The following is a 22,651-nucleotide window of genomic DNA, read 5'->3' on the forward strand; positions in this document are numbered from 1 at the left end:
CCCGCGAACACCCCATCCGTGTCCAGCAACTCCACCGCCATCCCCGCCCACTGCGAACCCTGACCAGGGAAAACAAACACACGACGACCGGAAGGTTCCGCCGTTCCCGTGACCGCGCCGGGCGCCGACCTGTCGTCGGCGACGGCGCGCAGCGCTGACGCCAGCTCGACGGGGTCGTGCCCCACGGCCACCGCACGGTGGTCGAAGACCGCCCGTGACACCGTCAGCGCGTGGCCGGCAGCCTCCAAGGGCAGACCGTCGTCCACCGCCGCGGCCAGTCGGGCGGCTAGCTCGCGCAACGCCGGCCCGGTCTTCGCGGACAGCACCAGGGGCAGTGTGGACGCCTCCCGCCCGGCGGTCGCGTCGGTCTCGGCGAACTCCACGGCACCCGGGGCCTGTTCGAGGATCACGTGGGCGTTGGTGCCGCTGATCCCGAAGGAGGAGATACCGGCCCGGCGCGGCCGGCCGGTCTCCGGCCACGGCCGCTGCTCGGTCAGCAACTCCACCGCACCGGCCGACCAGTCCACGTGCGTCGAGGGGGCCTCGACATGCAGGGTGCGCGGCAGCACACCGTGCCGCATCGCCTGGACCATCTTGATCACACCGGCCACACCGGCCGCGGACTGCGTGTGTCCGATGTTGGACTTCACCGAGCCGAGCCAGAGCGGCCGGCCCTCGGGACGGTTCTGCCCGTACGTGGCCAGCAGCGCGCCCGCTTCGATGGGGTCGCCGAGCCGGGTGCCGGTGCCGTGCGCCTCGACGGCGTCCACGTCCGCGGCGGCGAGGCCCGCATCGGCCAGCGTCTGCTGGATGACCCGCTGCTGGGCGGTACCGCTGGGAGCGGTCAGGCCGTTGCTCGCACCGTCCTGGTTGATCGCGGAGCCGCGGACGACCGCGAGCACCCGGTGGCCGCGCCTGCGGGCCTCCGAGAGCCGCTCGACGAGCAGCACGCCGACGCCCTCCGACCAGCCTGTGCCGTCGGCCGCGTCGGAGAAGGACTTGCAGCGTCCGTCCGCCGACAGCGCCCGCTGGCGGGTGAGTTCGACGAAGATGCCGGGCGTCGACATGACGGTCACGCCACCCGCGACGGCCATCGTGCACTCACCCTCCCGGATCGACCGGCAGGCCATGTGGAGGGCCACCAGCGACGCGGAGCACGCGGTGTCGACGGTGATCGCGGGGCCTTCAAGACCGAAGGTGTACGCGACCCGGCCCGAGGCGACGCTCGGCGTGCTGCCGGTCATCAGGTAGCCCTCGGTGGCCTGCGTGCCTTCGTCGAGACGGGGCCCGTAGTCCTGGAACGTGGTGCCGACGAACACGCCGGTGCGGCTGCCGGCCAGCGACTTCGGGTCGATCCCGGCCCGCTCGAAGACCTCCCACGATGCCTCCAGGAACAGCCGCTGCTGCGGGTCCATCGCCAGCGCCTCGCGCGGATTGACGCCGAAGAACTCGGCATCGAAGCCGGTCGCGTCGAGGAAGCCGCCCTCACGCACGTAGTGCTTGCCCGGGGTGTTGCCCTCGGGGTCGTACAGCTCCTCCAGGTCCCAGCCGCGGTCGATGGGGAAGGCGCCGACCAGGTCGGCACCGTCCGCGACGGCTCGCCACAGCTGCTCGGGGGTGTCGACACCGCCGGGGAAGCGGCAGCTCATCGCCACGATCGCGATGGGGTCGTCGTCCTCGTCCGGGACATCGGCGAGCTGTCGGGGCTGAAAGGCCGGGTCGGCCGGCTCCCGGTCGTCTGCGGGCGCTCTGCCCGTACGCTCCCACAGGTGGCGTACGACGGCGTCCGGGGTCGGGTGGTCGTAGACCAGGGTTGTCGGCAGGGCGAGACCGGTCCCGGTCACCAGGAGGTTGCGCAGCTCCACGGTCATGAGGGAGTCGAAGCCCAGGTCCTTGAAGCTGCGTGCCATGTCGACTCCCGCCGCCGAGCCGTACTCCAAGACGGCGGCGACGTGACCGCGGACCAGCTCCGTCAGCGCGGCGAGTGCCTCGGCCTCCGTCAGACCGGCCGTCAGTGAGGCCGCGGCGGACGTCTCGGTCCGCACCGCCGGCCGGTGGGCGGCCGGGAGGAACGCGGAGAGGGGGGTGGGGCGCCGTTCGGCGACGGGGGAGAATCCGCGGAGCACTGTCGGGACGGTCTCCGGTCTCTGCGCGCCGGAGAGCGCGCCGCGGTCCGGGCACACTGCCACCACTAGGGCGGCGGGGACGCGCGGGGCAAGGTCGAGCAGGGACAGTCCTTCCGCGACGGGCAGCGGGAGCACGCCAGCGGGGGCATCGGCGCCGTCCCCTTCCCACGGCCCCCAGACCACGGCCTGCGCGGCGCCACCCGAGGCCTGACGGCGCGTGGCGAGGGCGTGGGCGAACGCGCCGGCGGCGCAGTCGGCCCCGTCGGGCCCGCCCAGGACCGTATCGGCCGAGGTGAGCAGGACGAACGCGGACAGGGAGCGGTCCCGGGTCAGTTCGTCGAGGTGTACGGCGGCGGCCGTGCGTGCCCGCACATCCGCCTCGGGGCCAGCCGCGGCCACATCATGCACCACCGCCGTCAGGGGACGGTCCGCCGGGATCTCCGCGAGGAGGCGGGACAGGGCGTGCCGGTCCCCGAGGTCGCACGGGGCGGGTACGGCCTGCGCGCCGAGTGCGCAGAGACCGTCCACGGTCTCCGCGCTCCAGGTACCGGCGAGGACCAGGTGGCGCACCTTGTGCTCGGTCACGAGGTACCGGGCCAGGGCCGCGGACCGGCCGTCGGCCGAGCCGGTGACCAGGACGCTGCCGCCGGTCTCCCACACGGGGACGGAGGCGGCCGGCGGCAGGGCGCGCACCAGCCGCGGTGCGACGATCCGTCCGCCGCGCAGCGCCAGTTCCGCCTCGTCGCTGCCGAGGACCGACGGCACGGCCTGGAGGGAGTCCCCGGCCGCGCCGAGGTCGAGCAGCCCGATCCGTCCCGGGTGGGCGTGCTGGAGCGAGCGCACCAAGCCGCATACGGCGCCGGAGACGGGATCGGGCAGGAGTCCGTCGTCGCCCGTGGTTACGGCGGACCGGGTGACCACGACGAGCCGGGCCGCCGAGGACCGCTCGTCGGCGAGCCAGCTGGCCACCGCTTCGCCCGTCCGCGCCGCGGCGGCGGCCACGGCGTCGGCCACGGCGGCCCCGGTGGCGTCACCGGTGTCGTCGGGGCAAGTCAGCAGGACGATGTCCGGTGCCTGGCCGTCGGCGGTGACGCAGTTGAGCAGGCTCTGCATGTCTGGCAGGTGGGTGACGCCGCTGTGCCCGATCGTCAGCGCCAGCGAGAGGCCGAAGGTATCGGGGCCGACCAGGGCGACCCTGCTCTGTGCGGCCTGCCGCGGGACGGGGACGGGGTGCCAGTCGAGGCGGTACAGCGCGTCCCGGGCGGCGGTGCGGGCGGCGCGGACCTGCCGATCGGTGACCGGTCGCAAGGTGAGGGAGCCGATCCGGGCGACCGGCTCGTCGGCGCCATCGGTGAAGGTCAGGGCGTAGGTGGCGTCACCGGCCGGGATGATCCGTACGCGCAGGGCTGTCGCACCGGTGGCGCGCACTTCGAAGTCCTGCCAGTGGGCTGCCAATTCGCCCGTCGGGGCGACCAGGCGCAGGGCGCGGTCGACGAAGGCGGGGTGCAGGGCGTAGCGGGCGGCGTCCTCGTGTTCCTGCTCGGTGAGTTCGATCTCCGCGAGGAACTCGGCGCCGATCGACCAGGCCGCACGGACGCCGTCGGGCGCGGGAAGCCGATGGGCGTCGTCGAGCGGTACAGCCGTGTCGTTCGCCGATGGGCCCGACGGAAAGGAACTCTGAAGAATCGATCCCTCGACGAGGGTGCCGTCGGCATGCCGGGTCCAGACGGTTCCCGGGAGCTCGTCGTCGGGACGGGTATGCACGGTGACCCGGCGTGCGCCGGCCTCGTCGGGCGCGGCGACGACGACCTGGACACGGAACGCGCTGTCCCGCGGCAGCGCCGGCGGGGTGTCGACGGTCAGTTCTCCGACCCGGCCCGCTCCCACGGCGGCACCGGCCTGTCGGACCAGTTCGGCGAGTGCCGCGGCGGACAGCAGTCCGGTCTCCTCCCAGCCGGGGGCCTCAGCCGTCAGCCGCCCCGTCAGCAGGACACGGTCGGAGCCGGCGTCGTCCACCACCGCGCCGAGCAGCGGGTGGTGCAGTGCGGCGAGTCCGGCCGCAGCCACGTCCGCACGGCCGACACGGCCGGCCTCGCGGAGCCAGTACCGCTCGCGTTGGAAGGCGTAGGTCGGGAGGGGAACTCGGCGCGCGACGGCGCCCGGACCCGTGATGACCCGCTCCCAGGCCACGGTCGCGGCGCCGGCCGTGTGGAGTTCGGCGACCGCCGCGAGCAGCGTGCGCGGTTCCTCCCGGTTCCGGCGGGCGGCCGGCACCAGGAGGGTGTCGGAGATGAGGCAGTCGCGGCCCATCGCCGTGAGTACGGCGTCCGGGCCGATCTCCAGGTAGGAGGTGGCCCCCAGCCGTACCAAGGCGCGCATGCCGGGCAGGAAGAGGACCGCCTCACGGACGTGCCGCACCCAGTGGTCGGGCGTGGCGATCCGCGCCGGGTCGGCGGCCTCGCCGGTCAGGTTGGAGACGAGGGGGATGCGGGGCGGCCGGTAGCCGATGCTCTCCGCGATCTCGCGGAACTCGGCGAGCATCGGGTCCATGAGCGGCGAGTGAAAGGCGTGGCTGACCTGGAGGCGCTTGGTCTTCCGGCCCCGCTGCCCCCAGTACTCCGCTACGGCGAGGACGGCGTCGGTCTCTCCGGCCACGACGGTCGAAGCGGGTCCGTTGACGGCGGCCACGGAGACGAGCCGGGCGTCGCCCAGGGAGCTTCGCACCTCCTCCTCCGATGCCTGCACGGACACCATCGCGCCGCCCTCGGGCAGCGCCTGCATGAGCCGGCCGCGGGCCGCCACGAGCCGGGCGGCGTCGGGGAGCGTCAGCACCCCGGCGACATGTGCGGCGGCCAGCTCTCCAATGGAGTGGCCGAGCAGCAGATCGGGGGTGACGCCCCAGTGCTCCAGCAGCCGGAAGAGGGCGACCTCGTGGGCGAAGAGCGCGGGCTGTGTGTACACGGTGCGATCGAGGAGGCCCGCGTCGTCCTGGGCGGTGGAGTGGACCAGCTCGCGCAGAGAGCGGTCGAGCAGCGGATCGAACTGCGCGCACACCTCGTCGAAGGCCGCGGCGAACACCGGTTGTGAGGCGTGGAGTTCACGTCCCATTCCGGGTCGCTGGCTGCCTTGTCCGGTGAACAGGAACGCGAGCCTGCCGTTCCTCTCTCCGGTACCGGCGCCGACCTTTCTGGCCACGCCACGGACAAGGTGCTTGGCCGGGCGCCCCTCGGCCAGGTCGGTCAGCCCAGCCTCCAGGTCCGCCTGGTCGGTGGCGAGCAGTACGGCCCGGTGCTCGAAGTGGGTTCGGCTCACGGCCAGGGAGTGGGCGAGGTCGGCCACAGACGGCACGAGGGGCTCGGCGAGGGCCATGCGCAGCAGCTCCGCCTGGCCGCGCAACGCGGCTTCGGTCCTGCCGGAGACGAGGAACGGCAGCAGTTCGCCCGTGGGGATTCCACTCTCGACCTCCGGGTCGGGGTCGGGCCAACTGGACAGCACAACGTGGCAGTTGGTACCGCCCATGCCGAAGGAGCTCACGCCGGCGATCACGGTGCAGCCGTCGCGGTCCAGGGGCGTCGGGGCGGTGACGACGGCGATGCGGAGCTCGTCGAACGGGATCCGCGGGTTGGGCGTCTCGTGGTTGAGGCTCGGGACGAGTTCACCCTCGCGCAGGCACAGTACCGTCTTGATGAGTCCGGCGACGCCCGCAGCGCCTTCGAGGTGCCCGATGTTGGTCTTGACCGAGCCCACCCGCAGCGGCTCGCTGGCCGGCCGGCCAGCTCCCAGCACCGTGCCCAGGGCCTTGGCCTCGACCGGGTCGCCGACCGGCGTCCCGGTCCCGTGCAACTCGACGAAGGAGGCCTCGGTGGGGTCGGTGTCCGCCCGGGCGTAAGCGAGGCGCAGAACGTCCTCCTGCGCCTCGGGGCGCGGCGCCGTCAGGGTCAGACCGCCGCCGTCGTTGTTGACGGCGCCGCCGCGGATGACAGCGTGCACTCGGTCGCCGTCGTTAATCGCCCGGGCCAGCGGCTTGAGGACGACCAGGCCGCCGCCCTCGCCGCGTACGTAACCGTTGGCGCGTGCGTCGAAGGTGTACGCCCGGCCGTCCGGGGACAGCGCGCCGAACTCCTCGGCCAGGGTGAAGCCCTCCGGCGTGAGATTGAGGCTCACGCCGCCCGCGAGGGCGACGGTTGCCTGCCCGCTCAGCAGGCTCTCGCAGGCGCTGTGCACGGCGACGAGCGACGAGGACTGGCCCGTGTCCACCACCACGCTCGGGCCGCGGAGGCCGAGGGTGTACGAGATCCGGTTGGCGATGATGCCGCGGCTGAGTCCCGTGATGCTGGAGTGGTTGATGTTCTCCGCGCCCCGCTCGTGCGCGAGCTTGGCGTAGTCGTCCCAGATGGCGCCCAGGTAGACGGCGGTACGACTGTCCGTCAGCGCGGCCGGGACGATGCCCGCGTCCTCCAGGGCCTCCCAGGCCAGCTCCAGTGCGAGCCGCTGCTGCGGGTCCATGCCCGCCGCCTCGCGCGGCGAGATCCCGAAAAACTCAGGGTCGAAACGGTCCACCCGGCTGAGGTACCCGGCCGGCACCCTGCCCTCCGCGGCGAGGTCCGAGCGCTCCCCCGGCGGCTGGGAGAGCGCCTCCCGGCCCTCCTTCAGGAGCTGCCAGAAGGAGTCGATGTCCGGCGCGCCCGGAAAGCGGCAGGACATTCCGACAATGGCTATGCCGTCGACGGGAACGCCCTGCTGCTCGGCTGTTCCGCCCCCGGATTCGATGGGCATTTTCTTCCTTCCGGATGTGGGTTGCGCGACTGGATGGTGGGACGCGACGGAGCCCGGTACACGGACGCGCCGAAGGCGCCCCGTGTACCGCGGAGAAGGTGGACGCATGGCGGGGCGGATTCCTGGGCTAGCGATACGTGTAGAAGCCGCGGCCGCTCTTCTTTCCGAGCAGCCCGCACTCGACCATGCGCAGCAACAGCGGCGGCGGGGCGAAGAGGGGCTCCTTGGTCTCCTCGTACATCGCCCTGGCGATGGCGACCGTGGTGTCGAGGCCGATCAGGTCGGCGAGCTTGAGCGGGCCGAGCGGGTGCGAACAGCCCAGCTCCATACCACTGTCGACCACGTCGGCCGTCGCGGTCCCGGTGTCCACCATGCGAATGGCGGAGAGCAGATAGGGGAAAAGCAATGCGTTGACGACGAAACCGGCCCGGTCTGGGGTGTGGATCACGTGCTTGCCGAGCCCGTCCGTGACGAAGGCCTCGGCCCGCCTGACGGCCCGTCCATCGGTGAGCACCGAGCCCACGAGTTCTACCAACGGCAGCACCGGGACGGGGTTGAAGAAGTGGATGCCGAGCACCTGACCGGGACGTCCGGTGACCCGGGCGAGCCGGGCGACGGACAGCGACGAGGTGTTGGTGGCAAGGATCGCCTCAGGGTCCTCGACGACCTTGTCGAGGGTGCTGAATATCTCGTGCTTGACCGTCTCCTCCTCGGCGACGGACTCCACCACCAGCTGCCGGTCCGCGAGGTCGGCGAGGTCCGTGGTGAACGTGATCCGGGCGAGCGCGGAGTCCCGCGCATCCTCGTCGATCTTCCCCTTGGCCAGGGCCCGGTCGAGCGAGGTCGTGATCCGCCGGAGCCCAGCGGCGGCGGAGTCCTGGGAGCGGACCGCGAGCCGCACGTCGTGTCCAGCCCTGGCGCACAGCTCGCCGATCCCGGCGCCCATGGTGCCGGCGCCGACGACTCCCACACGTTCCACGCCGCCAGCCTCCGCCGCCCCGTCCACGCGCTCCGTGGTCGCGGTGCTCATGCGGTGACCGCCCAACGCAGCAGGGTGGTGCCCATCGCCATGCCGCCGCCGAACCCGGCCATCAGGACCAGGTCGCCGTCACGCAGCGCGCCCGACCGATTCGCGTCGTCGAGGGCGACCGGCACCGACGCGCTGCCGACGTTGCCGTACCGCTCCAGGGTGCGGTGGGTGTGGGCGCCCTGGAGGCCGGTGGTCGCGACCAGGTCGGTCAGCATGACCCCGTTGGCCTGGTGCGGCACGAAGTGGTGTACGTCGGCCATCTCGAAGCCGACCCGGTCGACGAGCCCGCGCAGCGCCCCCGGCACGTTGTCGGCCACGAAGTCCCGTACGCCGCGGCCGTTCATCTTGAAGTGGTGGCCGCCGCCGGCGACCGTCTCCGCCGAGGCCGGCTGCCGGCTGCCGCCCGCCTCGACCCGGATGAGGGCGTGGGCGTCACCGCGCGTCGTGAGCTCGGTGTCCAGGATCCCGTACGGCTGCGGCACGCGCCCGACCACGGCCGCGCCCGCGCCGTCCGCGAACAGCACGGCGGTGCGGCGGTCGGCGAGGTCGAGAATCCGGGAGTACGTGTCCGCCGCCACCACCAGCACGATGGCGTCGGGCTTCAGCTGGACCAGGCCCCGGGCCATCTCCAGGGCGAAGACGAAGCCGCTGCACACGACGTTGACGTCGAAGCAGGCGGCGTCGTACGTGCCCAGCAGGTCCTGTACCAGGGCCGACGTGGGCGGCTGGGGGTAGTCGCCCGTGGAGGTGGAGACGATGAGGTGGTCGACCCGTTCCGGTGGCACGCCGGCCTGGTCGAGAGCCCTGCGCGCGGCGTGGGCAGCGAGGTCCGAGGTGGCCTCGTCCGGCGCGGCGTACCGCCGGGAGGTGATCTGCGTCTTGCGCTCGATCCACTCGGCTGTCACGCCCGCCCGGAGTGCGACCTCTTGGTTGCTGATGACGTCCTTGGGCAGGTAGGAGCCGGTGCCCAGGATGCCGACGGCGGTCTGTGCCATGTCTGCTCCTTCGCTTCGCTGGTGTGGCCGCTCAGCCGGCGAGGGCCGGTGCGGGTGCGTCGTCGACGGTGCGGAAGGGGTTCAGGCGCTGGGCGCCGATGCGTTCGCGTAGGGCGGGATCGGTGACGCCGAGCCCGTTCCTGGGCGCGAGCCCGAGGATGCCGACCTTGCCGGTGTGCCGGTTGGTCTGGACGAGGCGGGCCGCCTCGGCGACGTCCTCGAGGGGGTGGACCTCGGAGAGCACCGGGACGAGCATGCCGAGCTGGAAGAGCCGGTTGCACTCCCACTGCTCCTGAAGGTTGGCCGCGTGGCTGCCGATGATCCGCTTGAGGTTCATCCACAGGTAGCGGTTGTCGAACTGGTGCTGGTAACCGGTACTCGACCCGCAGGTGACCACGGAGCCGCCGCGGCGGACCACGAACACGGATATGCCGAAGGTCGCCTGGCCGATGAAGTCGAAGACCACGTGCGGGTCCTCGCCGACCTCCTTCCGGATGATGCGGCCCAGGCGCTTGCCCAGCTCCACGGTCCGCTCGGGGGTCAGCGGCCCGCTGCTGTCGAGGCCGATGTCGGCACGGTTGATGACCACGTCGCAGCCGAGTTCTCGCAGCAGCCGGGCCTTGGCATCGGAGCTGACGACGCCGATCGGGATGCCGCCCGCGTTCTTGACGAGCTGGACCGCGAAGCCGCCCAGGCCGCCGGTGGCACCCCAGATGAGCACGATGTCGCCCTGCTTGATCCGGGCGCCGCGGTCGCTGATCAGCATCCGATAGGAGGTGGCAGCGGTCAGCATGGTGCTGGCTGACTCCTCCCAGGTCAGATGGGTCGGCTTGGAGAGCAGCTGACTCGCCCGAACCACCGTGTAGTGGGCGAGGCCGCCGAAGTTGGTCTCGTAGCCCCAGATCCGCTGCTCGCTGCCGAGCATGCCGTCGGCGTGGGTGGCCGGCTGCTGGTCGTCGACCTGTACGCAGCTGGTGACCACGTGGTCACCGACCTGCCAGCGCCGCACGCCCGCCCCGACCCGGACGATGACGCCGGAGGCGTCGGAGCCGAGCACGTGGTATGGCTGGTCGTGCCGTGCCGCCCAGCCGCCCTGCCGGCCCAGGCGCTCCAGGAAGCCGAAGGTTGACACCGGCTCGAACGTCGCCGACCAGACAGTGTTGTAGTTGATGGAGCTGGCCATGACCGCCACCAGGACCTCGTCCGGAGCCAGTTCGGGCATAGGGACATGTCCGAGCCGCAGGGACTTGCGTACGTCCTTGTCCTCGACGCCGCGGAACATGTCCACGTCCTCGATCCGGGTGTGCGCGGCGAGGTAGGTCTCGGGGAGTTCCGTCCGCTCCATCTGTTCGGGAGTGGCTCCGCTGAGCAGAGCTTCGGCCAATGAGTCCATGACATTCCTTCAGTGATCGGAAGTGCCGGGCAAAGGGAGCGGCGATCGGCTCCGGGCGGACAGGGCAGGCGCCGTGTGTCCGCGCTTCGGTGGGCGGATCGACAAAAGAACGGGGACTCTTCGGTCTCCCGGACACGGCCTGTCGTTTTCTCGCAGGAAGAACGTTACGAAGCGGGACACGGGCCACCAACCCTTATTTGCCCCTACTGCCACCCCAGTTGGTCGCGGAGGGTAAAACCCGGGGCAGGGGTGGACCGGCTGGTCGCGGCCCACAAGCGCTGAGCGCGGCAGGCCGGCTGTACGCCGGCCTGCCGCGCTCAGGGCTGCTCGTCCGTCAGGCGTGCAGGCGCTCCAGTACGCGGCCGAGCCGTTCGGCACCGGCTTCGCCGAGGGCACCTGCGTCGGCACGGGCCGCTGCGACGAGTTCCTCGACGGACAACGCCGGAACCTCGTAGGGGAAGGGGGCGGAGGTGCGCACCACCCATGCGAGCGCGGACTCGGACATCGTCCGCTGCCAGTTCGTCAGCGCTTCGAGTGCGGACAGGGCGTCGGGCACCCGGTCGATGTCGGTGGCGTCCTCGCTGCCCTCCTCCGGTCCCGCCCAGTGCCGGCAGATGACCCAGTAGGACTCGGGGGGCTCGGCGCCGGCTGCGGGCTGGTCCTGGGGAAGCTGGCTGGTCGTGATCGTGCGCTGCGTGACCGCCTCTCGTTGCTGTTCAGTGAAGTGTCGAAGGGGCGGGCGCCGGACGAGAGCTGGAGCGGACGACCCGGAACCGGGAAGCACCGGCCAGTCGTGAACGGCTGCGTGGGCCAGGAGCACGGCGCTCGAGCCGACGACCACCGGATGGCCGACGAGAGCGAGCATCTCCAGGTCGCTCTCGTGATCCCCGTAGGCGAAACAGTCGTCGGGTTCGACGCCGAGGCGTCGGATGGTCTCGCTCACCCCCGCGCGCTTGGCCGCGCCGATCATCGGAAGCCCCACTTCGCCGGTCAGCGACCCGCGGGAGTCGGCGACCAGTTGGGTCGACAGAACGCGGTCCGCCCCGACCTCCCGGGCGATCGGTTCGAGCAGGGCGTCGCACGAACCGGAGACGAGTACCACGCTGTCCCCGGCGGCGCGGTGCCGGTCGAGTGCGCGGCGCACCGCGGGGACGAACGCGTCGGACCGCTGCCGGTAGTCGCGCCACCAGGTCCGGCCCATGGCCAGCAGGTAGGCGTGGGGCACGCCGGCGAACCGCTCGAAATACGTGCGGTTGAGGGTCACGCGGTCGACTCCCGACGCCGCCAGCGCGCTGAAGCGGGCGCGCTCAGCCCGGTACGCGCAGCCGTCGTCGCCTTGCGATCTGAGCCAGTGGCGCAGGAAGTCGAGCATGCTCTTGGTCGTAATCAGGGTCTCGTCGACGTCGAAGAAGGCGGCACGGCGGGGTGACATGGAGCGGTTCCTCTCATGGAACATACCTTTGCGAAGGTATGTTCATCGGACGTGACCCCTGGACAGGGCCGATGGACGCGTAGGCCCCGGCCCCCAAGACGAGCGTCTCGGTCGCTCGGGCTGAACGTGAAAGGGCGCGGGGCGCGCGGGTGGACACGGCCACCCATGGGCGGCCGTGGATGAAGACGGGGCAGGGATGTCAGTGCGCGACAGGGACCCGACGCTGAGCGGGTACCCACGCTCGGGCATATCCAGCCGCTGCCGTGTCGAAGCAGAGCATTGCGTGCGCCGAGGCGGTCCGGATGTCCCGCCATCGCCGCTGAACCGGGTCGCCGCCACGCAGCACGCGCGAACCGCCCGCCGCCATCAGCCGGTCGGAAGAAGCCACGCACCACTCCGTGGCGACGACGGCGTCCCGGATAACCTCGGCCGTCACTCGCGGCTCGATCTCGCCGGTGTCGGCGCGCAGGGACGCCTCGGTCAACAGCAGTCCGGCGGCGCGGAGTTCGGCCGACGTCCGGCTGAGAGCCGCGGCCGTCTGCGGCCTTTCGATCCGGGCCTCCCCTTCCGGATCCCGTGCGGTGCCGATGTCCTGGGCCCAGGCATCGAGCATGCCGCGCGCCGCGCCGAGCACCGGAGCAGCGAACATCAGGGCCGCGACGAGGGGGAAGGGGACGCTGTGACAGCGGGCCCCGTCCGCTGCGGGCGCGGATGAGAGCAGCCGACCCTGAGTGACGGAGTGATACTCCGGTACGAATACCCCGTCGAGCGACACGGCGTTGCTGCCCGTGCCCCGCATACCCAGGGGGTCCCAGGTCTTCTCCACGGCGCAGTGGCGGGCCGGCACCAGGAAGATCCGGACCGTCCGACCCGCCGGCTCCGTCACCCACGCCGAGACGAGTACGAAGTCCGCGTACTCCACCGCGCTCACGTTGGGCCAGCGCCCGGTCAGCAGGTAGCCGTCCGCGAGCAACTCGGCCTCCTGCGTCGGGGCCGCCACGCCCGCCGCGATGAGGACGTCCGGAGAGATGCCCCAAAGCTCCAGCCGTGCCCGCTCCGGAAGGTACGCGGCGAGCCGCCCGTGCGCGGCGAACAGCATGCCGCACCAGGCGGCCGACGCGCAGGACGCGCCCACCTCCTCGACCGCGGCGACCAGTGAGGCGAAGCTCCCCGAAGAGCCTCCGTAGACGGAGGGAACGAAGTGGCGACTGAAGCCCGCCCGCACCAATTCGGACACTACCTCGGGCGCGAGCCTGCCCGCTTTGTCGGCGTAAGCCGCTCCACGCTCCGCCGCGCGTACGACGTCCGTCACGTCGAGCGGAGCGGGGGCCACAGCCGGGACCGCGGTCCGCCGCGTCCTCATCGCGCGTCCGAAGCCCGGAGGGCGACCCGCTCGACGGCCGCGGGTGCCGGCGCGGGTGCCCAGACGACATGGCCCGCGGCAGCGACTCTGCCGTCCTGCACGGCGGACACGTCGAACCGGACGTGGCCCCGGGGCTGTCGGTCGATCACCCGCTGGGCCCTGACGGCGACGGGGGCATCCAATTCGCAGTACGACACGAAGTCGGCGACCGCGCTCGTCATCGCCCACGTTCCCGGGCCGACGGCCGCGCGGCCGGCCTGCCGGAACGCCTCGAGCAGCAGCATGCCCGGCACGTGGTCACTGGGGTGGTCGAAGAACACGGGGTGCGAGGTGTCCACGCGAAGCCACCACAGTCGCGTGTCACTGAACATGGACGCCATCGTGGGGTCCTCGGAGAGCAGCACGTCCGAGACCCGTATCCTGCCCACACGTGCAGGGTGCAACGGCCTCCCGACGACGTCCCGCACCGGTTCGGGCAGCCTGCTCGACGGCTTACGCAGACGTCGGTATACCCGCGGGGCCAGCGCCTGCCAGGAGACGCCGCCCTCGGCGCAGACGACAGTGCCGTCGGTGATCCGCCCGCGCAGGGACAGCACGACGCGGGACGCACTCTGCGGCCTGCGCTCGGTGAGGGTGATGTCGAGCGTGAGGAGGTCGACCCCCGACCCGACCGCACCCGGGGCTCGCACGTTTAGCTCGATCCCCTCGAAGACAAATGGGTGGTCGAGTGGGGTCCCGTAGAACCCGTGCGTCAGATAGATGGCGGCCTGCCTCAACACTTCCATGAAGAAGGCGGGATCGCTCCGAACAGCAGGAACAGGGTGGTAGAGCACATGCCCCCGCGGCCGTTTGACCCGCAGTCGAAATCGGCCGGGCGCGACCTTCACCGCATCGGTCAGCAACACCTCCGACAAGGCGGCTTTGTGGACCATGCGCTGGACGTTACGTGCGCGCAACTCAGGATGTACTGTGCTTCTCTCGGTAGCTCTCGGTATTCCACTGAAGCTCATATCCCCCGACCCCCCTCATTGCAGCACTCAAGGCGTACTTCACGTACGCCTCCGTGCTATGACCGTGAGAAAATATACCTTCGCGAAGGTATTAGCAAGGCCCAGACCAGCCGACGCCTCAGCGCCCGTCCAGCACGCGCGATATGTACGGAAAGGCTTGACCTCTCGAATGTCTCTCACGTCACCCTCGTCACCCTCCGGCTCCGGCGAACCCCGAGCCCTCAAGCAGGACCGGGCCTACCGCACCCGCCGCCATGTGCTTCGTGCCGCAGCCGAGATGTTCGCAGAGCACGGTTACACGAACACATCCATCACCGGCATCGCGGAACACATCGGCATGACCAAGGGAGCCGTGTACTTCCACTACAAGAACAAGGACGCGATGGCGGCCGAAGTCGTGCAGGACTCCTATCGGATCTGGAGCGCCCTGACGGAGGAGGTCACTGCGGAGAGCCGTGATCCGGCCGCCTCGATCATGACCTTGCTCGACCGGACCGTACAGTCCTTCCTGGACGATGCCATCGTCCAGGCGGGATCCCGGCTGCAGGCCGAACGCTCCCTGATCGACGCCCGGCTCCCCGAGCCGTACGTCGGCTGGACGAACCGGCTGACCCAACTGTTCGCCCAGGCGGAGGAGGCAGGCGACCTCAGGCCGGGCGTCACCCCTCACGCCGCGGCCACCGTCGTCGTCGCCGCGGTGTTCGGGGTACAGCACATCTCCGACGTCCTGCACCAGCGCCGGGACCTGCCGGATCGGTGGGACGAGGTCCGCACAGTGCTCGTGGAGACACTCCTGACCGCTCAGTGACCGAGCCCTCGCCCACCCCGGCCCGGAGGCGCCACGGCGGAACCTCCGGGTCGGCCGCGACCCGCCCGCCGAGGCGATGGAACTCTGTCCCGCTCGGAAATGTGATTCCGGCTCTGGCCTGCAGCTTCCCCCCTGCTGCGTCGGGACGCCGTCAAGGACGCGGAACTGCTCGTGCTCCGCCACGAGAATGTGGTGCTGCGCAGCTGGCAGCGGAGGCGCACCGTCCGCTGCTGTGGCCGCCGACGGGGATCAGACCTCGCCGACTAGGCACAGCCGCACCCGGGTTCACTCCGCTCGCGTGAAGCCACAGGCTGCACCCCGCCCGCTCCCCTTACCCATTGCCTTCGCGGGTGTTGTCGGCCAGGGCGTGCTGGGTGAGGGAGCGGTGCCAGCGCGCTTCGAGGCCCTTGAGGAGGCGGGCGTCGACGCTGTCGGCGACGTGGGCGTAGACGTCGTCGATGCCTTTGAGGGTGTGGCCGAGGCGGCGGGCCTGGGCGACGTCGGGGATGTTGTCCTCGATGAGCCAGGTTTTGTGGGTGTGGCGGAGGTTGTGGAAGGTGAGGCCAGGTTTGAGTGGGGGCCAGGTGGTGGCGTCGGGCAGGGTGGTGCCGCGGGTGGCGGGGGCCCAGAGGCGGCGGGAGAAGGTGGAGCGGCGGATGTTGTTGCCGCGGGGGCTGGTGAAGAGGTGGTCGTGGGTGTGGCGCAGCTGGTCTTGCTGGAGAAGGGTGTTGAGGAATGGGGGGAGGGTGACGGTGCGGACGGAGGCGGCGGTTTTGGGCGGGCCGTAGGAGTGGTGGCCGTCGACTTCGAGGAGGTTGCCCATGTCGCGGTGGATGGTGAGGGTGGCGGCGGTGTGGTTGTGGGCGGTGCGGCGTAGGGCGGCGAGTTCGCCCCAGCGCATGCCGGTGTAGGCGGCGGTGATGATGAGGAGGCCTTGGGTGGGGCCGGCGAGGTGGGTGATGCGGCGGGCGAGGGTGATGACTTCGTGTTCGGTGGCCCACATCTGGTCTTCGGCTGCGTGGTCGCGTTCGCGGCCGCGGCGGCGTGGGAGGTGGACGGGGTTGGTGGCGAGGTGGCCTTCGATGACGGCTCCGGCGAGGACGAGGGCGAGGAGTTTGCCGATGGAGGTGGTGGTGGCGCGGGCGTAGTGCTGGTTGAGGGATTTGAGCCAGAGGGTGATGTCGCTGGGGGCGATGAGGTGCATGGGCATGGCGCCCCAGCGGGGCAGGATGTGGTTCTTGAGGAGGCTGCGGTAGTGGCTGGCGGTGTTGGGGCCGATGTCGAGGGTGAGCCACCAGCGTTGGACCCAGTCGGTGAGGAGGACTTCGCGGGCCGGCGGGTGGGAGAGCGTGTGGGCGGGCGGCACGAGCATGGGGGCAGGTGCGGGTGGGGTGGGGCGGGCGGGCACGGGAGTCAGGTGTGGGGTGTGGGCGGGGTGCGGGGTGACGTCGATGATCGGTGCGAGGGCCGGGTACTGGGCCGGGGTGGTGTACGTGGCCGGGAGGGTGGGGTGGTGGCTGGTCATGCGGGCAGGCAGGCCGCGGGGCGGGGGCGCCATCAGCGGTGCGGGCGTGGGCAGTTCGGGATGTCGCGGGGGTGGGGCCGTTGCGGGTGCGGGCCCGGGGTCTGATGGATGGGCTGCGGGGGTGAAGGGCGGGGCTGCGGGCGGTGCCGTGGGAGCGGTGAACAGGGCAGCGGGGGCGGTCGCGGACAGCGGGGGCAGCGAGGCACGTACGGGTGAGGCAGGAGCGGGGGCCGGTGTCGGTTCCGCTGCCGGTTGCGGGGGCTGCGCCGTGGGGTGGGGTGTGGCGGGCGGGGTGAGGGTGTCGGCGTGTGCTTGAGCGGCATCCCGGGTGGGGAAGACGCCGTCACAGGCGGCCTTGCCGTCGTCGTTCCAGAAGCGGACGCGGTAGCGGGTGCCGCGTCGTTCGACCCAGGCCATGGGATCACTCCAGTCGTGCAGGTTCGTGTCCGGCGGCGGGTGCCGCCGGACAGCATGGGAGGACAGGGGCTCCCGGCGGTGGGCGCGGGGTTATGTGCGCCCACCGCCGGGCGACCATCCAGGCTCGGTGCGGCCGGTGAGCGGAAGGGCGATGGTGTGTGCGAAGGGTCACCGGGACGGGTCGCGTACGGCTCGGTGGCCGTGGTGGATGAGGTGCTGGAGGTCGGATGCGGAGAAGCGCAGATGCCGGCCGATCCGGGTGTGGTGGATGAGGCCGGCGGCGGCCTTCTTGCGCAGCCAGGACGCCGGGATCTGGAGGAGGTCGGCGGCCTGGTCGGCGGTCAGCAGTCGCAGCGCCTCCGGATCGGCGGGCTCGCCGGGTGCGGGCATTCCGGCGGCGGGTGTCGCGGCGGGTTGGCGTGCGGAGGGGGCCGGTGTGGCCGGGCCGCGGTGGGCGGGTGCGGTGGGGTGCGGGCCGGGGCGGCTGTCGTCGGTGGCCGGGGCCGTGCTGCCGCCGGGCCGGGCGGGAATGTTGCCGGGCGGCGCGGGGCTGCCGCCCGGCAGTGCCAGCACGTCCTCCAGTCCCGGCGGGCGCGCGACCGGCGCCGCTGCGGTACTCGCCACCGTGGTGTGAGGGTGTGTCATGGCCGCTCCCCGTCCGAGGGACCGGCCACCACTGTCCGCGTGCACGGCCCGGTCGTGGGATGTGCCGGCTGCGGGACACTGTCGCGGGCGTGGGTCGGATGCAGGAGGTGGGTGAGGGCGTGGGCGGCCTGGGCGGGGACAACACTGTTGCCCAGCAGGCGGAGGCGGGCGGCCCTGGAGAGGCCGGGGACAGCGGTGACCCACCCCTGGGGCAGCATCATCCACTCCACGAACTCGGCTGCCAGGCGCCGGGTTCCCTCGATCGTGGGGCTGGGGGCGGGGCGGCCGGTGACGTGTTCCCAGCGGCGGACGGCCGGGGCGTACTCGCCCCACCAACTGGTAGGTGAGTGACGGCAGTTCGCAGGTTCATGCCGCCGCGACGTTTCGGGGTCGTACCGGCACCGCCGATGCCGTCCGACGTGGTCGGTGTGGGCAGCAGCCGCCCCGCGGGCGGCACGGCACCGGTCAGGGCGGCAGCCGTGGAGGCCAGAGTGAGGCCGCCATTGCGGTAGCGCTGATTCGGCGACCCTTTCGCTCCGTCGCTGGCCCGCGGGGTGGGCAGCAGGAATTCGACTTCGTCGGCGAGGGTGGGGCCGTGGCCGCCCGCTTTGCGTTTGTCCGGGTGCTGGGAGCCGCCGTTGGTGCCCAGGTTCGCCGTCGGCGTCTTGAGCAACGGTGGCTTCGTGGAGGACGGTGGCTTCGTGGGGTGTCGCGACGAGGATGACTCTCGCGCGCTGATGCGGGGCGCCGACGTCGCTTGCACGGAAGAGCCCCCATGCCGTGTTGTACCGAAGATCGGCCAGCGATCCGAGTACGGCGCCAAGTGCCCGCATTCCAGCACCCGTTCCGGGATCTCCCAGACACCGCGGGCAGGGTTCCACACCGCGAAGGGAGTCGGCTCCGGCTCGGGTGGACAGGATACCGTGCACATTCTCGATCACCACCAATGGTGGACGTAGCTGGTCAATTGCGGTGACGGCGTGGTGCCACAGGCTTGAGCGGGTGCCCTCGGTGAGTCCGGTGCGGGGGCCTGCGACGGACAGCGACTGGCAGGGGAAGCCGGCCGTGAGGACGTCGACGGGCTCGACGCGGGTCCAGTCGATGGTGCGTACGTCGCCGTGGTTCGGGATGCCGGGCATGTGGTGGGCCAGGACCGTGCTCGCGGCCGGGTCCGTCTCGGCGTGCCAGGCGGTCCGGCCGCCGAGGACGGAGAGGACTGCGAGGTCGAGGCCGCCCACTCCGGTGAACAGGCTGCCCAGCGTGAGCGTTTCAGTGGCGGGCATGGGCGGGCCTCCTGGTGCACGTACGCGAGCAGAAGGCCGTGCCCGGCCTGGCCTGTCCGGCGTCGGGGCGGGACGTGTGGCCGGTGTGTGCGCGGCTTGGTTGGCTCGATTCGTCGGCGAGCTTGCGGAGCACGAGGACGTCTTCGTGGGCGATGAGGTGTTGGGGGATGCCCTGGCGGCGTGCGTCGCCCACGTTCTTCATCTGGAAGAAGGAGGGGCGGGCGATGAGGCGGCCGGCGCGGATCCCGGCGAGGAGCGCGACGTTGCGTTCGACGGGGATGAGGCCCGCGGCTTCGCCGGCGGCGAGGGCGGCGGAGGGCAGGTCGATGAGTTCGCCGCGTTCGCGCCAGGGGCGGGTGGTGATGACGGCGTGGCCGCCGGGGCGCAGCATCTGGCGGCACTGGGTGAGGATCTCGGTGAAGGCTTCGATGAGGGCGTCGAGGCCGACGTGGGCGAGGTTGGCGCGGTCGTGGCTGTAGCGGTAGTGCGTCTTGGTGACACCGCGGGTCCCGGACTCGCGGGTGGAGCGGACCTGTCCGTGGACGCTGGGTCCGTACGGGGGTGAGGTGAGCACCAGATCGACGGTGTTGTGGAAGGCGGCGGGGGTGAGGCCGGTGAGGTGGCGGGCGTCGCCGAGGTAGACGGTGCCGGTGGTGGTGCCGCCTTCATGGACGGCGGAGGCGGCGTTCAGGCCGGCGAGGTGGGCCCAGCGGGGTTCGTACTCGACGCCGAGCGCGTGGCGGCCGAGGTGGACGGCTTCGACGAGGGTGGTGCCGATGCCGCACATCGGGTCCAGGACCAGGTCGCCAGGGTTCGTATACGTGCGGATGGCGTGGGCGGCGAGGGCGGGGAGCATCTTGGCGGGGTGGGCGGCGGAGCCGGGGACGTAGCGGCCCTTGCGCTGGGCGGGCGCGGAGGTGGGAGCGGTGTTCCACACCGACAGGCGGGGCGGGAGGTGGTGGGTCACGGCCGGGGTCCTTCCGCGCGCAGGACGAGGAGGTCGGAGTGGATGAGTTCGGGCGTGGCCGGGTCGGGCGGGGTGGGGCTGATGTCGTCGCCGTCGGGGTGGCCGTGGACGATCACGATGTGCTGGAGGTAGCGGAAGCCGGCGGTGCGGGCGGTCGCGATGAGCAGGCCGAGCGGGTCGGTGAGGTGGTCGGTGTCGCGGTGCTGGCGGGTGGCGAGCAGGAGCAGTCCGTCGGTGCGCAGGAGGCGGTGGGCGCGGTGGAAGAAGCCGGGCCAGCCGTCGTCGAGGGCACCTTGGGTGGTGCTGTCGTAGCCGGTGCGCGGGGTGGCGGCTGAGGTGGCGGGGAGGGTGTCGGGGTGGAGTTCGGCGAGGATCACCGGGGTGGGGCACCACTCGCCCGGGGCGGCGTCGTCGTGGGGGTGGGCGGCGCAGCGGGTGCGGGCGTCCATGCCGGGTTCGGTGTCGGTGAGGGTGAGGCGCAGCAGGGGCGCGGGCAGATCGCCGTCGCGGGAGTTCGTGAACTCGGTGCGGATGCGGTCCCTGGCCCAGGCGGGCAGCACCTCGGGGGGCTGGGGCTGGGTGGTGGTGTCGTCGGGTCCGGGGGTCCAGAGCGTGGTGGGCAGTGCCTGGCGTGAGCGTGTACCGGTGGTGGTGATCGGGTGGCGCGGCGGGGAGGTCGACATTGGCGGGTGGCGCCCGGAGGCGGGGTCCGGCCGTCTGCGTGCTGACGGAAGGTATGGAGATCTCCAGGCGCGAAATTGTCATCGCCCTGCGGCCGTTCGACCTCGGGCGGCGGGCAGCCAAGGAGAGCGTGGGCAGGGGTGGCACCCCTCGTACGGGCACATGGTCTTCGCAGCTCACAGAGCATACGAACCAGTCCCGGGCCAGTGCCGGGCCACTGGTGAGCCAGTGCCGGACCACCCGCTGCGGCGGCCTCACCGGGGCCTGAAGTTGCTTCAAGATTCTTTACGTTCGATTCGGTGTCGCCCCTCGCATGCTGTCGCCCTGGCCATGTGAGGCGGGCCGGTAGCGGGCCATCGCACAGGCCGGTCCAGGAGGTCGCGAGGGGTTCGGTGGTGGCACGCGGGTGGGCCGCTGGTGGCACGGGGCGATGGGAGTGATGGCGGTGGAAGTTGTCCGCCGCTGTTGTGGGGAGAAGCGCCATGCGCCACCACCGTCACCCTGTTCGCCGTACCGGCACCGTCCGTACGCACACCGCGGGTTCCTCGCCCCTCCAGGTTCTGGAGCAGGCGTTCCTCGGGCTCGCCCGCGATGCCGTTCCGCTCACCCTGCCCGCACACCTGGTGGGCGGGCCGGAGGCGGAGGGCGACTGGCCCGTCGACCGGGTCCGGGCCCGGCTCGCCCACCCCTGCACCCGTCCCGAGCTGCGCGAGCAGACCTGGGGCGAGGTCGTCCGGCGGGCGCAGACGCTCGGCGAACCGTGGACCGTCGTGGCACTGGCCATGGCCCTGCCCGCGCTGCACCGGATGCTCGCCCGGCTGCCCCGCCCCGCTCACCTGGAGCGTGCGGAGGTCGAGCAGGAAGCCCTGGCCGCACTGACCGGCGCACTGCACGACCTCGACCTCGGCCGACAAGGAGTGCGGCCGGACCTGGAGATGTTCAGGGCGGCCGACCGGGCCGTGCACCGGCTGGTGTATGCCGCGCGGCGGCGTGCCGTCGTGGAAGTCGACGACCGCGCGGTGCAGTTGGGGCGCATCAACCCGCTCGCGCCGGCGGCAGCGGGGTGCCCGGCAAGCAGTGACGTGGTCGATGAGCATGCCGTGCTGGCCCGGGCGGTGCAGGCGCGGGTGGTGGATGTGGCCGAGGCTCGGCTGATCGCCCGGACCCGGCTGGACGGGGAGAGGATGCAGGTCCTGGCCGTCGAGCGCCGGGTGAGCGTGCGCCAGCTCTACCGGCACCGCACCGCCGCCGAATCGCATCTGGCCGCGTATCTGCAGCGTCAACTCGACGGTCAGTGAGCCGGCTTGTCGCCGCAGCTCGGGGAATTCCTCGGCGTCGGGTGTCAATTCGCGGTCCCGAGTTCTCCATTACAGGTAGCGGTGGTCCCGTCTTCTGCGGGGCGCCGCGGCCGGCTCCGCTCGCTCGTCATCGGGTGCAGGGGGCCGGTCACCGCCGCTGGCGGGGGTGAGCAGCCGTCTCGTGCTGACACCCGAGTGCCCCGTCCCGTCGCCCTCGTGAAGGAGGCGGCCCCGGACCGGGATCCCGCTCACCTCCGCCAGCAGCGACCTCGCTCGCTCTCTTTCACTTTCGTTTGGTCCGTTTCCCTGTGCGCGTTGTGGAGGTGTGTCATGCGCATCGAGCCCCGTCGGCCGGCTGCCTTCCCGTTCGCGCTGTGCTGCCGATGGCTGCTGAGGGTCGGCTTCACCGCCGTCGTCACGTTCCTCGTGCTGGTGTCGGATCCGCCGCACGTGTGGGCGGTGGCCACCGTGCCGCAGGTGATCGCGAACGTACGGAACTGGGTGGTCGGTATCCTCGCCGCCCTCGCCACCTTGTTCCTCACCTTCGGTGGACTGCGCTACCTGATGGCCGGGGGTGATCCGGGTGAAGTCGAGGCGTCCAAGCGGGCGTTGAAGGCGGCCGCGATCGGGTACGGCTTGGCGGTCCTCGCTCCGGTTCTGGTGACCGTGCTGAAGGGCATCGTCGGCGCCGGGGGTGGACAGTGAGCCCCGGCAGGCGTCGCTGCAGCGCTCACCGCGTCCTCCGCGTTTTCGTATTCCTGCTGCTCGTCGCCGTGTTCGCTGGTGCGGCATCGGCTCCGGCTGCTGCCGTGGCGTCCGACGTGGTGAGGGCGCCCAGCGTTCCGCGGCCGGAACCGTCTCCCGGCCCGGGCCCCGGTCCGGGGCCCGGTCCGGGGCCCGGT

At 71.7% G+C, this 22,651-nt stretch carries 15 protein-coding genes; 3 read left to right on the forward strand and 12 right to left on the reverse strand.

What is annotated here, in order from left to right:
- From ACIRHA_RS09635 to ACIRHA_RS09665, 7 genes are all read right to left on the reverse strand, one after another.
- A partial coding sequence (locus tag ACIRHA_RS09635) for a beta-ketoacyl synthase N-terminal-like domain-containing protein (protein WP_403842256.1) occupies nucleotides 1-6,902 on the reverse strand: 6,902 nt, incomplete at its 3' end.
- Nucleotides 6,903-7,029: 127 nt separating this feature from the next.
- Nucleotides 7,030-7,932, reverse strand: coding sequence for a 3-hydroxybutyryl-CoA dehydrogenase (locus ACIRHA_RS09640; RefSeq protein ID WP_403842258.1), 903 nt, complete (start codon nucleotides 7,930-7,932; stop codon nucleotides 7,030-7,032).
- On the reverse strand, nucleotides 7,929-8,927 hold the full coding sequence (locus tag ACIRHA_RS09645) for a 3-oxoacyl-ACP synthase III family protein (RefSeq protein WP_403842260.1): 999 nt from the start codon (nucleotides 8,925-8,927) through the stop codon (nucleotides 7,929-7,931). The genes ACIRHA_RS09640 and ACIRHA_RS09645 overlap by 4 nt, the downstream gene beginning before the upstream one ends.
- A 31-nt stretch (nucleotides 8,928-8,958) precedes the next feature.
- On the reverse strand, nucleotides 8,959-10,320 hold the full coding sequence (ccrA, locus tag ACIRHA_RS09650; protein ID WP_403842263.1) for a crotonyl-CoA carboxylase/reductase: 1,362 nt from the start codon (nucleotides 10,318-10,320) through the stop codon (nucleotides 8,959-8,961).
- Between the two features lie 334 nt (nucleotides 10,321-10,654).
- Nucleotides 10,655-11,752 carry an HAD family hydrolase gene (locus tag ACIRHA_RS09655; protein WP_403842265.1) on the reverse strand — a complete coding sequence of 366 codons (1,098 nt, stop codon included), beginning with the start codon at nucleotides 11,750-11,752 and terminating at the stop codon, nucleotides 10,655-10,657.
- A 199-nt stretch (nucleotides 11,753-11,951) separates the two neighbouring features.
- Nucleotides 11,952-13,115, reverse strand: coding sequence for an acyl-CoA dehydrogenase family protein (locus ACIRHA_RS09660; protein WP_403842267.1), 1,164 nt, complete (start codon nucleotides 13,113-13,115; stop codon nucleotides 11,952-11,954).
- Nucleotides 13,112-14,047 (reverse strand): ScbA/BarX family gamma-butyrolactone biosynthesis protein, encoded by a 936-nt coding sequence (locus tag ACIRHA_RS09665; RefSeq protein WP_403842269.1) that lies wholly within the window; start codon nucleotides 14,045-14,047, stop codon nucleotides 13,112-13,114. Before ACIRHA_RS09665 ends, ACIRHA_RS09660 begins: the two co-directional genes overlap by 4 nt.
- A gap of 247 nt (nucleotides 14,048-14,294) precedes the next feature.
- Here ACIRHA_RS09665 and ACIRHA_RS09670 point away from each other — a divergent pair, with 247 nt between their 5' ends.
- Nucleotides 14,295-14,933: a ScbR family autoregulator-binding transcription factor gene (locus ACIRHA_RS09670; RefSeq protein WP_403842271.1), complete on the forward strand. Its 639-nt coding sequence runs from the start codon at nucleotides 14,295-14,297 to the stop codon at nucleotides 14,931-14,933.
- A 331-nt stretch (nucleotides 14,934-15,264) separates the two neighbouring features.
- Here ACIRHA_RS09670 and ACIRHA_RS09675 read toward each other — a convergent pair whose 3' ends face one another.
- From ACIRHA_RS09675 to ACIRHA_RS09695, 5 genes are all read right to left on the reverse strand, one after another.
- On the reverse strand, nucleotides 15,265-16,875 hold the full coding sequence (locus tag ACIRHA_RS09675; protein ID WP_403842273.1) for a tyrosine-type recombinase/integrase: 1,611 nt from the start codon (nucleotides 16,873-16,875) through the stop codon (nucleotides 15,265-15,267).
- Between the two features lie 168 nt (nucleotides 16,876-17,043).
- Nucleotides 17,044-17,520, reverse strand: a complete 477-nt coding sequence (locus ACIRHA_RS09680; protein WP_403842276.1) for a helix-turn-helix domain-containing protein — start codon at nucleotides 17,518-17,520, stop codon at nucleotides 17,044-17,046.
- The gene (locus tag ACIRHA_RS09685) at nucleotides 17,517-18,803 is read right to left on the reverse strand and encodes a DNA cytosine methyltransferase (protein WP_403842278.1); all 1,287 of its coding nucleotides are present in this window, start codon (nucleotides 18,801-18,803) and stop codon (nucleotides 17,517-17,519) included. Before ACIRHA_RS09685 ends, ACIRHA_RS09680 begins: the two co-directional genes overlap by 4 nt.
- The gene (locus tag ACIRHA_RS09690) at nucleotides 18,790-19,770 is read right to left on the reverse strand and encodes a TRM11 family SAM-dependent methyltransferase (RefSeq protein WP_403842279.1); all 981 of its coding nucleotides are present in this window, start codon (nucleotides 19,768-19,770) and stop codon (nucleotides 18,790-18,792) included. The genes ACIRHA_RS09685 and ACIRHA_RS09690 overlap by 14 nt, the downstream gene beginning before the upstream one ends.
- Entirely contained in the window at nucleotides 19,767-20,453 is a 687-nt protein-coding gene (locus ACIRHA_RS09695; protein WP_403842281.1) for a hypothetical protein, read from the reverse strand. The genes ACIRHA_RS09690 and ACIRHA_RS09695 overlap by 4 nt, the downstream gene beginning before the upstream one ends.
- Nucleotides 20,454-20,933: 480 nt before the next feature.
- Between ACIRHA_RS09695 and ACIRHA_RS09700 the strand changes: the two genes are divergently transcribed.
- Entirely contained in the window at nucleotides 20,934-21,749 is an 816-nt protein-coding gene (locus ACIRHA_RS09700) for a hypothetical protein (protein ID WP_403842283.1), read from the forward strand.
- 330 nt (nucleotides 21,750-22,079) lie between these two features.
- The gene (locus ACIRHA_RS09705; protein WP_403842286.1) at nucleotides 22,080-22,454 is read left to right on the forward strand and encodes a pilin; all 375 of its coding nucleotides are present in this window, start codon (nucleotides 22,080-22,082) and stop codon (nucleotides 22,452-22,454) included.
- The last annotated feature ends 197 nt before the right edge of the window (nucleotides 22,455-22,651 follow it).

Origin of the sequence: Streptomyces sp. NPDC102360, from assembly GCF_044766085.1 — a bacterium.
In the GTDB taxonomy this organism is placed as follows: domain Bacteria; phylum Actinomycetota; class Actinomycetes; order Streptomycetales; family Streptomycetaceae; genus Streptomyces.

Coding starts and splice junctions, on each gene's coding strand:
- ACIRHA_RS09695 (WP_403842281.1), bottom strand. CDS start 20,453: ATGTCGACCTCCCCGCCGCGCCACCCGATCACCACCACCGGTACACGC.
- ACIRHA_RS09675 (WP_403842273.1), bottom strand. CDS start 16,875: ATGGCCTGGGTCGAACGACGCGGCACCCGCTACCGCGTCCGCTTCTGG.
- ACIRHA_RS09665 (WP_403842269.1), bottom strand. CDS start 14,047: ATGGTCCACAAAGCCGCCTTGTCGGAGGTGTTGCTGACCGATGCGGTG.
- ACIRHA_RS09685 (WP_403842278.1), bottom strand. CDS start 18,803: ATGCCCGCCACTGAAACGCTCACGCTGGGCAGCCTGTTCACCGGAGTG.
- ACIRHA_RS09640 (WP_403842258.1), bottom strand. CDS start 7,932: ATGAGCACCGCGACCACGGAGCGCGTGGACGGGGCGGCGGAGGCTGGC.
- ACIRHA_RS09670 (WP_403842271.1), top strand. CDS start 14,295: ATGTCTCTCACGTCACCCTCGTCACCCTCCGGCTCCGGCGAACCCCGA.
- ACIRHA_RS09645 (WP_403842260.1), bottom strand. CDS start 8,927: ATGGCACAGACCGCCGTCGGCATCCTGGGCACCGGCTCCTACCTGCCC.
- ccrA (WP_403842263.1), bottom strand. CDS start 10,320: ATGGACTCATTGGCCGAAGCTCTGCTCAGCGGAGCCACTCCCGAACAG.
- ACIRHA_RS09700 (WP_403842283.1), top strand. CDS start 20,934: ATGCGCCACCACCGTCACCCTGTTCGCCGTACCGGCACCGTCCGTACG.
- ACIRHA_RS09680 (WP_403842276.1), bottom strand. CDS start 17,520: ATGACACACCCTCACACCACGGTGGCGAGTACCGCAGCGGCGCCGGTC.
- ACIRHA_RS09660 (WP_403842267.1), bottom strand. CDS start 13,115: ATGAGGACGCGGCGGACCGCGGTCCCGGCTGTGGCCCCCGCTCCGCTC.
- ACIRHA_RS09705 (WP_403842286.1), top strand. CDS start 22,080: ATGCGCATCGAGCCCCGTCGGCCGGCTGCCTTCCCGTTCGCGCTGTGC.
- ACIRHA_RS09655 (WP_403842265.1), bottom strand. CDS start 11,752: ATGTCACCCCGCCGTGCCGCCTTCTTCGACGTCGACGAGACCCTGATT.